Below are 14,059 nucleotides of genomic sequence, written 5' to 3' on the forward strand. Positions count from 1 at the left end.
CTCGCTTCTCGGGCGTGCGACTATTCTCCCATCGTCGCGGCACGCGGCACGCTCCCCATTCGACCGCTTCAGGAGCCTTCTAGGCAATGCTGATCCCCAAGCATGGCGAATTCCACGGTGGCGTTTCTGAGGCTTGGCACCTGTCTTTTCATGGATCTCGCCACGCATCGACAGGATCTCTCCATGCACAGCGACACGCGCGACGTCTTCACAACAGAATGCGAAGGATGCGGCAGAATGAGCGCACGGTGAGTCCGGTGATCGTTCGCCGCCGCCAGCCTAGTTCGGCGATGAAGGCCCCGTCGAGTCACCCTTAGCTTCCAAGGACACCACTATGCCTCCCACCGCTCAAACGATCGTCAAGCCGCAAGACTTCACGGAGGCCATGTATAACTCCGTCGAGATCGGCGGCCTGAGCGACTTCCTGGCGCTTGTCAAGAGGGGACAGCCGCTTCGTATCCCCACTGAGCGACTTATCCGACTCAATGGGAACAGCAGGCGTGGCAAGTTCGTCAACCAAACGATCAACAACCAGCTGAAAATTCGCGGACTGGTCTGCAAGCCCGCCGTGGACAACGCGGACTATTACGGCCACGTGGTCATATCCGACCCGCGGGACGAACTACCGGAGACTGAGGCTGTGGCATCCTTGCCGATCTCGGCGTTCCGAGGCGAACTGGCATACCTCGTCTCGTGCGGGCTCGAAATGCCCGCAAAGAAAGTCCAGACGCTCATGGTCAGCGATGACATCTCGCAGATCCCGGTGCTGTCGACGGACAAGAAGAATGTGTACGGGGTCGTGACGTGGCGAAGCATTGCCCAGTACCGAGGAAGTCTGGACACCGCGAAGGCTTCAAACGTGATGGGAAGCCCCAGTCACGTGGCATCTTCTTCCGACGACTTCTTGGGTCTCGTCGAAACAATCATCGGACAGGAATACGTTTTGTATCGTGCACCAGACGGGTGCATCGACGGCATCGTGACGGCAAGTGACCTCGCGCAGGCGTTCAATGGCTCCGCCGGTATGTACATCCAACTCCAGGAGTTGGAAAGTCGCCTGCGGATACTCCTGGACAAGTCGCCCATTCCTAAACTCAAGGAACACCTCGATCCGAAGCGCCGGAACATGAAGATATTCCGTGGTGCCACCGACATGACTTTCGGTGAGTATCTCTTCGCGCTTGCCGACCAGGATATCTGGGCTGCCACGGGAATTGATCTCGACCAAGCGACCTGCCTCAAGCGCTTCGAAGCAGTTCGTACCATTCGCAATGAGGTCATGCACTTTAGCTCCGGCCCAGACGACGAGACTGACTCCGAGCGAGACGATGAGGCGACGGTTGCCCGTTGCCTCCGCATTCTTCGGGCTACACCGCTGACCTGAAGCCTTCGTGGCGGTTGCAGTCGAGGATTGATGGGCGCGAGCCTTGGTCGCCCTGCGACGCCTGCGGAGATGGTTGAGCTTCCCCAAAATCGCTCTATACAAATGGAATGGCGAACGGCGTTAGGGTTGTGCCGGAGCGGTTGGAGACCCGGGTATGAGATCGGCAATAAGCTGATCAGGTTGCAATTGAGCAGGAACTCTATGGGGGAACAGTATGGCGACGATGCGCGAGTCCATTTCAAGCGTGCTGAGTTACCAAGACCAGTTTTCGGCCGCCATAACCGAGCCGATGCGTCTTCGCAAAGTTGCGCTTATCGAGGAGCTCCTTCCCCAAATCGCGGCACGGTTGCGCCAAACGGATGGCGCAACGCCGCTTGAAGTAAATGGCAGCAATGGCGTCGGAAATGCTGCTCGGGTGCCGTGGATTCGGGTCTTCAATCGCAAGCAATCGCCAACGCCAACGCAAGGCTGGTACATCGTTTTCCTGTTCGCGGCAGATGGCTCGGCAGTATCGCTCAGCTTGAACCAAGGCGTGACTCAGCTGTCCACAGCGGAGATTGAGCGAAACGTTGGTGCGGCTAGACACGCCATCGCACATTCAACGCTTCCTCTTGACGACGAGCGTGAGTCGCGAGCCGTCAATAAGATCAACCTTGCAGACCCGGGCCTGGGACGAAAGTATGAGCGAGGCAACATACTCGCTTTCGAGTATGAGGCGGGATTCGTTCCGGATGACGACGTGATCTCGGCTGATCTCGCGTGGCTCGTCGACCGCCTTCAGGTTCTTCCCGAAGAACCGGTCGAGTTTCGACAGATCTGGGATTCTCCAGACATGGAGAGCCAAGATCCTGACAACGCAGCTCTCAAGGTTCTTTGCGACAGCATCCACTGGCCGGAAGAGAAAGTACTGGAGCTGTTCGAAGGGCTCATCGATGAGAGCCCCCAGATAATCCTGACTGGGCCCCCGGGAACAGGTAAGACCTTCGTCGCTCAGCACCTCGCGGCGTATCTGCTCAATACGCCGGGTCAGATCAAGAACAACCCATACGTTGAGGTGGTTCAGTTTCATCCGAGCTATGGGTACGAAGATTTCGTTGAAGGGTTGAGACCAGCTCCCGCAGAAGGAGGACTTCTCGAATTCGTCCCGGTCCCCGGAACTATCCTGCGCATGGCAGATGCGATCGTGGAAGACGGGATGCCTCGGGTGCTCATTATTGATGAGATGAATCGCGCGAATCTTCCCAAGGTGTTCGGCGAGCTGATGTTCCTCCTCGAGTATCGCGACCAGGACATCCGCTTGGTGCACCGAGAGAAATTCAGTCTTCCAAGCAACCTATTCATCATCGGAACTATGAACACCGCTGACCGAAGCATTTCAAGCCTCGACCTAGCGCTTCGACGAAGATTCGATTTCTTCGAGGTGCCGCCGAGCTTGGACGTGCTGCGCGGCTACTACGGCCTACCAGGGAACGTGAACTCCATAGGAGATGCTCTGTTCGATGGGATTGCGCTGCTAAACAGCGAGCTCGAGTCTCTTCTCGGCGATCGCCATCACCAGGTCGGGCACAGCTACTTCATGAAGCCGCACATGGACAGGCGCTCATTGCAGCGTGTGTGGGCCCAACAACTTTTTCCTCTGATCGAGGACTTTTTCTTTGACCGACCGCATCTGGTCGGGGACTTCACATTGGTCAAGTACTGGCCAGATGTCGCCATCTAAGGAACTAGTCGAATCAGCGCCGCGGATACTGCGATTGACCGACCCGCAGCTGGCAGAGCTCACTCGTCTTTCGCGCTCGCTGATTGGAACTTCGGAATGGTGGGGTTCGGATAATGACGATTCAGAGAGTGAGCCGCGTGAGGTCATAAAGATCGAACACCGCCCAGATCGTACCTACAAAGTGACCGTGCGGAACGTAGTTGGAGCCTTGGGCCTGCCGGGGCTAGATATAGTCGTCGTGCCAAAGATCCCGATGCCCCATTTTGCGTATATTGCTAGTCGAGCTCTCCTCCCGACCGAGCGTTTAGACGCCAATCAGGTTGAGCTGGCAGGCGGAATGGGATTCATCGATCTCGTCGCCGGCTGGTTTGTCGATGCGGTGGAAACTCTGCTCGCACAGGGACTGACCCGTGGCTACCACGATCATTCCGATGTTCTGCCAGTCGTGCGAGGGAACGTTGATCTGCTCCCGTCGGTCTCCCGTTGGTTGCGAGGTCGAATTGAATTGGACTGCACGTACGATGAATTCGACTTGGACACTCCGATCAATCGAGTTCTTCGCGCGGCAATCGAATCGGTCGTGGGCAGCCGTTATATCGGCGATGAAGTCCGTGCCCGAGCGGCTCGGGCGGTTCGAAGTCTCTCCGGAGTGAGTCGCATGAGAATGTCGGATGCTCGCGTTTGCGTCAACCGATCCACTCGTAGGTATGACCGAGCCCTCACGCTCGCCAAGCAAGTACTGATAGGTGAAGGTCGCTCTCTGGCAGGTGGGTCACTTGCGTCGGGATCGTTCCTCTTTAGAACGCCCGAGTTGATCGAGGACGGGATTAGGAACATCCTCTCAACTGGGTTGGCACCGGTTCGCGTTCAGAAGCATGGTCGAGTGCTTCTGCCATCTACCATTCGTGTGAATCCTGACTTGGAGATTGATACGTTGCCGTTTACTGGCGATGTGAAGTACAAGATTTCTGGGCAAGGATGGGGCCGAGCCGACCTCGCTCAAGCTGTGTTTTTTGCGACCGCCTACAGGTCTCCGAAAGCGATCATTGTGTCGTTTCGGGGTGAGGAGACGCGTAGCGTCGACATGCTGAGCGTCGGAAATTTAGATGTTGCGTCCATACTCTGGGATGCGCGCGAGTCACGATCGCCACTCGATTCAGAAGATGAGCTGCTTGGCGCGTTTCGCGATGCCCTTGAGTACACGCCGAAACTACAGCGAGCTCTCGCCTAGGGGCACGATGTCTGAGTGGGCGCCAATCTCGTTCACGAGCAGATCCATATTGAACGCCTTGCCGACTCTTCCTTCACTCGGTCATGGCTGGGTAGCGCCCCGCCGCGAACCACTGCGGTAGCAACTTCGTTGCGCAGAAGCAGACGGGTCAGCGAAAAATCACCGAAGACAACAACAGTGGAGTCCCTAGAACTAAATGTCGTGGACATTCAAGTCGTTCAACGCACGACTCGACCGCCTCAGCGAGGCAAGGTCGCACGCTTCGATTAGAGTCAAAGTGATGTCGCGCCAGGCGACCGCACTCTCGGGAAAGCACCACGCACGCATATGTCACAGCAGAACAACGCCAACTTCATCTGGTCAATCGCGGATCTTCTACGCGGCCCATACAAGCCGCACCAATACGGTGCCATCGTGCTGCCGTTTACCATCCTGCGCCGCCTCGACGCCGTGCTGGAACCGACCAAGCAGGCGGTGCTCGACGAAGCGAAGAAGCGCGGCGACGCAGCCTCGGCGAGCGTGTTCCTGGCGAAGGCCTCCAGCACCGGCTTCTACAACACCTCCGCCTTCACCCTGCAGGCGTTGATGGGCGATCCCGCCGGTATCAAAGCGAACCTGATCGACTACATCCACGGCTTCTCCGAGAACGTGCGCGACATCTTCGACCGCTTCGAATTCGAGAAGCAGGTGGAGAAGCTCGACGCCGAGAACCTGCTCTATCTGGTGACGCAGCGCTTCGCCGCTGTTGATCTGCACCCGAAGGTGGTCTCCAACATCGAGATGGGCCTCATGTTCGAGGAGCTCATCCGCAAGTTCGCGGAGACCTCCAACGAGACCGCTGGTGAGCACTTCACCCCGCGCGAGGTGATCAAACTGATGGTGAGCCTGCTCTTCATCGCTGATGACGAGGCCCTCAACCAGAAGGGCGTTGTCCGCTCGATCTACGACCCGACCGCCGGCACCGGCGGCATGCTCTCCGTCGCCGACGAATACCTGCTCGAGCACAACCCGGATGCCCGGCTCGTCATGTACGGGCAGGAGATCAACGGCGAGTCCTACGCCATCTGCAAGGCCGACCTTGTGATCAAAGGACAGGACATCAACCACATCGTGCACGGCGACACTCTCACCGACGACGGCCTCACAGGCGAAACCTTCGACTACTGCCTGTCGAATCCGCCGTTCGGAGTCGATTGGAATAAACAGAAGCCGGCCGTGCTCAAAGAACACGAACAACAGGGCTTCAACGGACGCTTTGGCCCTGGCCTGCCCCGCGTTTCTGACGGCTCTCTCCTCTTCCTGCTGCACTTGGTGAAGAAGCTGCGTCCGAAAGTTAAGGGTGGCGGCCGCGCCGGCATCGTGCTCAACGGTTCACCGCTGTTCACCGGGGGAGCGGGCTCGGGGGAGTCGGAGATTCGCCGCTACTTGCTCGAGAATGATCTGCTCGAAGCGATCGTCGCCCTGCCGACCGACATGTTCTACAACACCGGCATCGCCACCTACGTGTGGATCATCGACAACGACAAACGCCGCGAACGTCGCGGCACCGTGCAGCTCATCGACGGCACCGGTTTCTCGCGCAAGATGCGCAAGTCCCTTGGCTCCAAGCGCAAAGAACTCGGCGCCGATGACATCGCCCGCATCGTGCAGCTCTATGGCGACGCCGATCAAACGGATGTCGCCAAAACGTTCAAAAACGAAGACTTCGGTTACCGCACGATCACGGTCGAGCGCCCGCTGCGCCTGAACTGGGCGCTGGCCCTCGAGCGTGTGAAGCAGGCCCTGGCGGCCAAGCCTCTGGCCAAACTCACCGACGCAGAGAGATCGTCGTTGATCGAGCTTGTCGAGATCCCGCGACCCGATCTCGAGACGACCCCGACGACTGACCTCGTGGCTTTCACGAAGCAGATCAAGTTGCTTCTCTCCACGGCCGGCGTCACCCTCACAGCTCCACAGCTCAAGACCTTCATATCTGGCCTCTCCGAACGCGACGAGACCGCCCCGATCGTCACCGACGCCAAGGGCAACCCACTGCCCGACACCGACGCTCGCGATACCGAGAATGTGCCTCTCAGCGAGAGCATCGACGAGTACTTCACCCGCGAAGTACTCCCACACGTTCCGGATGCCTGGATCGACGAATCGAAGACCAAGATCGGCTACGAGATCCCCTTCACCCGTCACTTCTACCAGTACGTGCCTCCGCGACCGCTGGACGAAATCGATGCCGATCTCAACAAGCTCATTCGCGAAATCACGGACCTACTGAACGGGGTCGAGGCGTGACGATTCCTGCGTATCCCGCATATCGCGCCAGCAACATCGAATGGGTTGGGGAACTCCCACTCGCTTGGGCTGAATCGCGCCTCGGTCGTTTGGCACGCATCTACGCGGGCGGCACGCCTGATCGGGCGCAGCTTCACTATTGGCGGGACGGAACTATCCCGTGGATAAACTCAGGAGCCGTCAACCAAGGTGTCATTGAAGAACACTCCGCGCTAATTACCGCTGAGGCATTTGCGAATAGCAGCGCACGGTGGGTGCGACCTGGCGCGCTGGTGATTGCTCTGGCTGGTCAGGGCAAGACCAAAGGAATGGTCGCGCAGATGGGCATTGCGGCGACGTGCAATCAGTCGATGGCCGCGATCGATCCCGCCGATGACCTGCTTGAACGTTATCTCTACTGGTGGCTTTACTCGAACTACCGCTCTATTCGAGGGATGGGCGGTGGAGACCTTCGAGATGGACTCAATCTCGTTCACATTGGCAGCATCCCTGTTCCGCTGCCTTCCACAGCCGAGCAGCGGCAGATCGCCGACTACCTGGACGCGCACACGGCGAGGATCGACGTGCTGATCGAGAAGCAGGAGCGGCTGATCGAAACGCTGGCGGAGAGGCTGGACGGTGCGTGGTCTTCGAGCGTAAGCGAACTCATCGAGAGTTTTCCGAGTGCACCATTGCGACGGGTTATTGATTCCATCGTCGATGGACCGTTCGGTTCATCCTTGACTTCAGCACACTATTCTGACGAAGGCTCCGGCGTGGTGCGCCTTGGAAACATTGGCGTGGACGAGTTCAAATTGGATGATAGAGCGTACGTGCCGGACGAATATGCCCAGTCGTTGAGTACGCATGGCGTAGTGCCAGGCGACGTTGTAGTTGCGGGTCTCGGGGATGAAAAGATGCCGCTGGGGCGGGCAGCGATCGTTCCGGAAGCTTTCGGCAACGGAATCGTAAAGGCTGACTGCTACCGGGTTCGTCCGGGGACAAACACTACTGCCGAGTACATCGCGTGGATTCTGTCGTCACCTCAGTCTCGTACACAGTTCCGTGCGCTGAGTCGCGGCTCCACCCGTCAACGATTGAACACTCAAGTAGTGCGAGATGTTGTTATCCCAGTACCAACTGTTGAGGTTCAGAGCGCAACCGTTGCTGCATTCGCAGGTATCCGGCGATCCAATGGCGCTCTGATCGCGAAGTCACGCGAGATGATCGACGTTTTGAAGGAACGACGGCAGGCGCTGATCAGCGCAGCCGTGACGGGGAAGATCGATGTGAGGGGACTGTCCTGATGGACAAGCACAACGAGTACTGGTTCGAAGACGAGCTTGCAACGCATCTGGCGGTGAACGGCTGGGAGTACTCGACGGACGACACCGGCTATGACCGGGCGCTCGCCCTCTTCCCGGACGATGTTTTCGGTTGGTTGGGCGACTCCCAGGGTGACGCGCTTGCCCAGCGAGTGAAAGCATCTGACCCGGTTGTCTTGCAGGACAAGGCGCGACAGCAGTTGCTGACTCGCCTTACCCAGTTGCTCGACAAGCCGTTCGAGCAGGGCGGCGGTACGTTGAACGTGTTGCGGCACGGGTTCAAGGACATTGCGACGCAGTTTGATATGTGTCAGTTTCGTCCGGCGCAGAACTTGAACCCGGCGACGCTGGAGCGCTACGGCAAGGTGCGGTTGCGGGTGATGCGGCAGGTGCATTACTCCACGTCGAACCAGAAGAGCCTCGACCTGGTGTTCTTCGTCAACGGGCTGCCGGTGGCGACGATGGAGGTCAAGACCGATTTCACCCAGTCGGTCGAAGACGCCAAGATCCAGTACAAGAAAGACCGCACCCCGCGCGATCTGATGACGAAGAAGGTCGAGCCATTGCTCGGCTTCGGCAGCCGGGCGCTCGTGCACTTCGCGGTATCCAACTCCGAGGTATGGATGACCACCCGCCTCGACGGTGACAACACCCATTTCTTGCCGTTCAACATGGGCAATGACGGTGGCCAGGGTAACCCTGAGAACCCGAACGGTTCGCCGACGTCGTACCTGTGGGAGCGGGTGCTGCAGCGGGACGCGTGGCTCGGCATCATCGGCACCTTCCTGCACGCCAGCTCGTGGAAAGAAACGGATGCCGTCACCGGCGAGGTCACGGTGCGGCAGTCGTTGCTGTTCCCGCGTTTTCATCAGTGGGAGTCCGTGACTGCGCTCGTGCAGGCGGCGAAGACGGAGGGGCCGGGTCACCGGTACCTGATCCAGCACAGTGCCGGCTCGGGCAAGACCAACTCGATTGCTTGGACCGCCCACCAGCTGAGCTCGCTGCACAACGACGCCGGCACGAAGGTGTTCGACTCGGTGATCGTGGTCACCGACCGCACGGTGCTGGACGACCAGTTGCAGGATGCGATTTACCAGATCGACCACAAGTCCGGTGTCGTCGTGCCGATCACTCGGGGTGGTTCGGATTCGAAGTCTGCGGCGTTGACGAAGGCGCTGACCGATCGGGCGCAGATCATCATCGTGACGATTCAGACGTTCCCGTTCGCGCTCAAGGCGATCCGGACATCCGGTGCCCTGGTCGGTCGTAACTTCGCGATCATCGCCGACGAGGCGCACTCCTCCCAAACGGGCAACACCTCCGCGAAGCTCAAGCACGTGCTCTCACCCGACGAGCTGGCGTCGCTGGAAGACGGCGGCGAGTTCGACGTCGAAGCGCTCCTCGCTGCTGAGATGGAGGAGAAGGCGACGGCGGCAAACATCAGCTTCTTCGCCTACACCGCCACCCCGAAGGCGAAAACTCTCGAGCTGTTCGGGCGTACTGGGGACGACGACCTGCCGCATCCGTTCCACGTCTACACAATGCAGCAGGCGATCGAGGAGGGCTTCATCCTCGACGTGCTGCAGAACTACACGCCCTACAAGCTTGCTTTCAAGCTCGCTCACAACGGGCGTGAGTATGACAGCACCGATGCGCTGGTCGACAAGACGCAGGCCGCGAAAGACCTGATGCGATGGGTGCGGCTGCACGATTACAACATCTCGCAAAAGGTCGCCGTGATCGTGGAGCACTTCCGCGACAACGTCGCGTGGCGACTCAACGGCCAGGCCAAGGCGATGGTCGTCACCGGCAGCCGCATCGAGGCCGTGCGCTACAAGCGAGCCTTTGACAAGTACGTCAGCGAGCACAAGTACATCGGACTGGCCGCCCTCGTCGCGTTCTCCGGCGAAGTGACGGATGAGGAGGCTGGCGAAGAGTCGGTCACCGAAACGATCATGAACCCGGGGCTCAAGGGGCGCAGCCTGCCGCAGGCGTTCGCCACAGGGGATTACCAGGTGATGCTGGTGGCCAATAAGTTTCAGACCGGGTTCGACCAGCCGCTACTGGTGGCGATGTATGTCGACAAGAAACTCTCCGGCGTCACCGCGGTGCAGACGCTTTCGCGGCTGAACCGCATGGCGACGGACAAGGACCAGACGTTCGTGCTGGACTTCGTCAACGACCCGGCGGAAATCCTGGCCGCGTTCCAGACGTATTACCGCTCGGCGGCGCTCGCAGGAGTGTCTGACCCAAATCTCATTCATGAGCTGCAGAACAAACTTGACCAGGCACTCATTTATGAGGAATCCGAGGTTGATGGCGCCGCGATGGCTTGGATATATGACGAGGGCAACAATGCGCTCACGAAGTGGTTGACTCCAGCCAAGCAGCGATTCGCGGGTCAGTACACTGCAGCGCTCGCGGCAGGCGATGCGGCGCGCGTTGAGGAGCTGGTGCTGTTCCGTAGCGACTTGAACAGTTTCATCCGGGCATACGATTTTCTCTCCCAGCTCATTAATTATCGCGACACCGGTTTGGAGAAGCGGTCGATCTTTTACCGATTGCTTGCGCCGCTCATCACCACGTCGGAGAAGGACCGCCCGATCGACCTCGCCGGAGTGAAACTCAGTCACTACAACCTCAAAGCGGAGGACGTTGAGGACCTGCAATATGGGGATGAAGCCAAACTGCTCAAGCCTGCCACCGATATTGGCTCCGGCACGGCGAAGGATCCCGAGTTCTTGCGGCTGCGTGAACTCATCGACAAGATGAATACGCTGTTCGAAGGTGACGGGCTGACCGACAATGACATGGTCGGCTTCACCGGCTACGTCGGCGGCAAGTTCGATGAGAACGAGCGCCTGCGCGAGCAGGCCAAGGCCAACAGCTTCGAGCAGTTCATGGGGAGCCCCGACTTGGGCGATGCATTCCAGGAGGCCGTTATCGATTCGGATACGAACTTCAGGTCGATGAGCGAGCAGGTGCTGGGAAGCAAGACTATTCAGAAGGCGATTCTCGACCTGCTTGCGCGGGAGTTTTACGACAAGCACCGTGGGGAGACGGCTGCGTGATGACGGCTCACCCGGCAGCTGACCTGACGCTCGAATTGGCGCTCAGCTCCACCCGCCCGGTGCGCCCAGAGCTTCTCAACGGCGACGCAACCAAACGCTATTGGCGCCGACCCAATCCGGTGGGTGAGTAGATCCCCCACGCAAGCGCGGCGACGCTCGGCAGAATCGTCACGCCCAGCGTGAGGGTTTCCAGGAAATATTCTCTCGAACGCGACAACGAGCGCCGCAGTGCCACGGAGACCAGTACCTTCGAATCGGGGCGGAGAGGGATTGCCTGCACCTCTTCAGCGAACCATGCACGATCGCGCTCGCCCTGGTGCCATTCTGCGAGCCGGACAGATAGCACAATACCGATGTGCAGCGCGGCCCGATCAGATGCCGCCGCGCGCATCGACTGTGTCTGCGCCATCGCCCAATGACCAACCGCGGCATCGGCGCGCTCCAAATTCAGGATCAGCCGCGGGATCGCGAGCGCGAAATCGAACTCCGGTCGCGTCCACGGTCGGAGCAGAGCGGGTCGGGTGAATGGGCGCGCAGTGCGTTCCATGGTCCCGATCACCTCCGCGACCAGCCGTGCTCGTGCTTCACGCCGCGCTTGCCGCGTCTGAATCAACGCCTGAACGAAGAACAAAGTCACAGTCGTCACAGTCGTCACAGACAGCGCGATGATTGCGACGGTCGAGGAAGTGTCCATTCCTGCAGACTAACGAGCAGGTCCGACAGTGTGGAGTAGGTATCGTAGGTGCCGGCCAGCGCCTCGCGACAATCGCTCTTCACGATCAGGATGCAGACCTCCTAGATCCTGGTCATCATGGTGCGTGCGAACCAGGCGGGTTGCCCCCAGCTGGGCCGTTCGGTGACACCCTGCATCGAGAGGCAGATGCGGCGCACGTCGTCCTCAGTGACCATGGCCGCCACTCTCCCACGGCGCACGTCCGTCGGGAACGGTGGGGGCAGCGGATGCCAGTCCACTTACACCCAAGGCAATGCCGCAACGCAGTGTTGCAACATTGCCTTGGGCGACACCAAATTGCCTGGCGCCAACGTCCTGGTCTGACGCTCTTCCGATTTTGGCAATTGAGCCCGAGCGACTGCGCGCCAGGGCTTACTCTTTACAACCTCGCTTGGCACGGCCTTTTCGGGCTCGCTGATAGAAACCACGCCCACTCCGAGCGACTCAGCGATTTTGTACTGACTTCAAACAACTAAGCCGAGTCACGTTCGATCACTTGTGAAGTCAGGGTCGTTGCTTTTCGTTGCAATCGTTCAGAGAACGTTCTAAGGAACTGAATGTAGCGGCTAATGTCATCTGGGGTCGGCTTCCGTTCAGCTTTTCCATGTGCCACGTCGTTTCGGCAGGTAACAACATCGCGAAGGCTGAGCTCGATGCTCGCAGTCAAAATGTCGCCGTTGCCATTGACCATTTCGATGTCGCCCGCGCACACATCGGTGGAGTTTCCCATTCGCATGAACAAGGAGTTAATGACGTCCGATTTGGCGCTAGTCACGAGCCTTGCAAATGTAGCGGCGTTAAGGGCTCCCTTAGGCGGCTTTGCCTCGTCATTCCATAGCGCGGCGACACCTCCAAGGCGTTTGAGCAACGCAGAACGCTGGCTTTCATCGCGCGAAGTGACAATCGACTCGAGTTGCGGCAACGTGTGAATCTCGCGTAAACCCCTTGGGAGGCGGCTCGATTCCACTTCCCCGGTACCGATCGCGTCAACGTACTCTTCTGCGATTGCCTTGAGAAATGACTCGAAGTGACTCACTAGGAGGACGACTGCAGCACGGCAGAGGGCATTGGCCTCGTCCGTGGATTCCTGTTGCTCGGCGTCCATAGCGAGTTTGCGTAACAGATCAACCTCGGTTGTCCCATCCGCAAATACGTCAAGCGCCACGCGGCAACAGACCTTCTGCAATCAGTTCGGGGGACAGCGAGCTTGGCACCTCGGCACGTTGCAGACGGTCGCTGAGCACGGCCACACGATACAGCACGCGCGTACGGTCGGCCGTCGCCCTTCCGATTGAAAGTTGAAAGCGTTCCTCTGTCGCGAGCGACTCCAGTGCTTCTCGTGCTGCTTCCTTGTTCCGAACCAAGGCATCACGATCGCAATATGCTACGGAGACCATAACTGCGTCAAAGAGCGCCTTGTTTACGGAGTTTTGGGAACCGGGCGCCCTAAATGGCCGGTCCCCGAACACCTCCTCCACGGCTTGACACACTTTCGCAAACTGAGCTGCATCTCCAGACGAAATTGCTTGCTTGCGGTTAGCCCGCATGAACTTATTTAGCAATTGACGAAGCGGCGGGCGATACGTGCTGATCCCATCGACCAAGGCGAAATAGCGCAGTACGAGTTCCTCGTGACCCATGCGCTTGTTCGTGAAACTGCCAACTAGGTTGGTGAAGTAGTCCTTCTTTGCGAGTTCTTTGAGGGAATCATTGAATGGCCCGCGGTAGACGGAGTTGCGAAGCTCCTGCGCAGTGAGGCTGGCGGCGCCGGTGTTGAGACGCTCGAACACATCGAACTTGATATCCGGATGGCTATCGGCGGTGATTACAATGCAACGGATAGTGCGACTCTCAAGGCGCCGTTGCTCTTTGGGAGCGAGATCTGAGAACCTGCTGCCGTTGAGCTCGGCTAGTACTGAAACCCCGTTCAGCGCGAAATCGCCGTCCAAAAATTTCTGTATTGTCGTGAGCCGTTGGAGTCCGTCGATCACTTCATAGACTCCGTCGTCATCTTCGGCGAAATAGCAAACCGGAATCGGAACATTAAGCAAAAGCGATTCGATAAGGCGAGATGCTTTTCCGCTATCCCAGACATACTTACGCTGGTAGGCGATATTGAGGCTGATCCTGCCACCTCGTATGTCCTCGCGAATGGAACGAACGCCGAGGTCATAAGGCTGAGTGACGAGCCTACGTTCATCGGGGGCGATGTAGAGCGGCTCTGCCTGTTCCGTATCGTCGCTGTCATCTGGACCATCCAGCGCGTTGCGGGGAGGATCGAAGTCCTCATCATTGAGATCGGGCGTATCTTCGGGCAAAGTCATAATGTC

General features: G+C 58.7%; 9 protein-coding genes. 6 read left to right on the forward strand and 3 right to left on the reverse strand.

Translation table 11 applies throughout. From position 1 onward, the window contains the following. Positions 1-334 precede the first annotated feature (334 nt). The 6 genes from AC25Z0_RS00580 (at position 335) to AC25Z0_RS00605 (ending at position 10,996) form a co-directional block, all read left to right on the forward strand. The gene (locus tag AC25Z0_RS00580; protein WP_488131933.1) at positions 335-1,384 is read left to right on the forward strand and encodes a CBS domain-containing protein; all 1,050 of its coding nucleotides are present in this window, start codon (positions 335-337) and stop codon (positions 1,382-1,384) included. A 223-nt stretch (positions 1,385-1,607) separates the two neighbouring features. Next, on the forward strand, positions 1,608-3,104 hold the full coding sequence (locus tag AC25Z0_RS00585) for an McrB family protein (protein WP_488131934.1): 1,497 nt from the start codon (positions 1,608-1,610) through the stop codon (positions 3,102-3,104). Positions 3,105-3,138: 34 nt separating this feature from the next. Continuing rightward, a complete protein-coding gene (locus AC25Z0_RS00590) occupies positions 3,139-4,335 on the forward strand; it encodes a 5-methylcytosine restriction system specificity protein McrC (RefSeq protein ID WP_488131935.1) in 1,197 nt (398 codons plus the stop codon). Positions 4,336-4,662: 327 nt separating this feature from the next. Next, a complete protein-coding gene (locus AC25Z0_RS00595; protein WP_488131936.1) occupies positions 4,663-6,621 on the forward strand; it encodes a type I restriction-modification system subunit M in 1,959 nt (652 codons plus the stop codon). After that, positions 6,618-7,907, forward strand: coding sequence for a restriction endonuclease subunit S (locus AC25Z0_RS00600; protein WP_488131937.1), 1,290 nt, complete (start codon positions 6,618-6,620; stop codon positions 7,905-7,907). The genes AC25Z0_RS00595 and AC25Z0_RS00600 overlap by 4 nt, the downstream gene beginning before the upstream one ends. Further along, positions 7,907-10,996, forward strand: coding sequence for a type I restriction endonuclease subunit R (locus AC25Z0_RS00605; protein WP_488131938.1), 3,090 nt, complete (start codon positions 7,907-7,909; stop codon positions 10,994-10,996). The genes AC25Z0_RS00600 and AC25Z0_RS00605 overlap by 1 nt, the downstream gene beginning before the upstream one ends. A 97-nt stretch (positions 10,997-11,093) precedes the next feature. Here AC25Z0_RS00605 and AC25Z0_RS00610 read toward each other — a convergent pair whose 3' ends face one another. The 3 genes from AC25Z0_RS00610 to AC25Z0_RS00620 all read right to left on the reverse strand — a co-directional run bounded on the left by AC25Z0_RS00610 (position 11,094) and on the right by AC25Z0_RS00620 (position 14,053). Beyond that, the gene (locus tag AC25Z0_RS00610; RefSeq protein WP_488131939.1) at positions 11,094-11,633 is read right to left on the reverse strand and encodes a hypothetical protein; all 540 of its coding nucleotides are present in this window, start codon (positions 11,631-11,633) and stop codon (positions 11,094-11,096) included. A gap of 568 nt (positions 11,634-12,201) precedes the next feature. Next, positions 12,202-12,894 (reverse strand): MAE_28990/MAE_18760 family HEPN-like nuclease, encoded by a 693-nt coding sequence (locus tag AC25Z0_RS00615; RefSeq protein ID WP_488131940.1) that lies wholly within the window; start codon positions 12,892-12,894, stop codon positions 12,202-12,204. Further along, a complete protein-coding gene (locus AC25Z0_RS00620) occupies positions 12,884-14,053 on the reverse strand; it encodes a GmrSD restriction endonuclease domain-containing protein (protein ID WP_488131941.1) in 1,170 nt (389 codons plus the stop codon). Before AC25Z0_RS00620 ends, AC25Z0_RS00615 begins: the two co-directional genes overlap by 11 nt. Between the last annotated feature and the right edge of the window lie 6 nt (positions 14,054-14,059).

The organism is Leifsonia sp. Y862 (assembly GCF_057669585.1).

Bases quoted from the DNA above. Each gene is read 5' to 3' on its own strand.
- AC25Z0_RS00605 (WP_488131938.1), top strand. From the start codon at position 7,907: ATGGACAAGCACAACGAGTACTGGTTCGAAGACGAGCTTGCAACGCAT.
- AC25Z0_RS00595 (WP_488131936.1), top strand. From the start codon at position 4,663: ATGTCACAGCAGAACAACGCCAACTTCATCTGGTCAATCGCGGATCTT.
- AC25Z0_RS00585 (WP_488131934.1), top strand. From the start codon at position 1,608: ATGCGCGAGTCCATTTCAAGCGTGCTGAGTTACCAAGACCAGTTTTCG.
- AC25Z0_RS00620 (WP_488131941.1), bottom strand. From the start codon at position 14,053: ATGACTTTGCCCGAAGATACGCCCGATCTCAATGATGAGGACTTCGAT.
- AC25Z0_RS00580 (WP_488131933.1), top strand. From the start codon at position 335: ATGCCTCCCACCGCTCAAACGATCGTCAAGCCGCAAGACTTCACGGAG.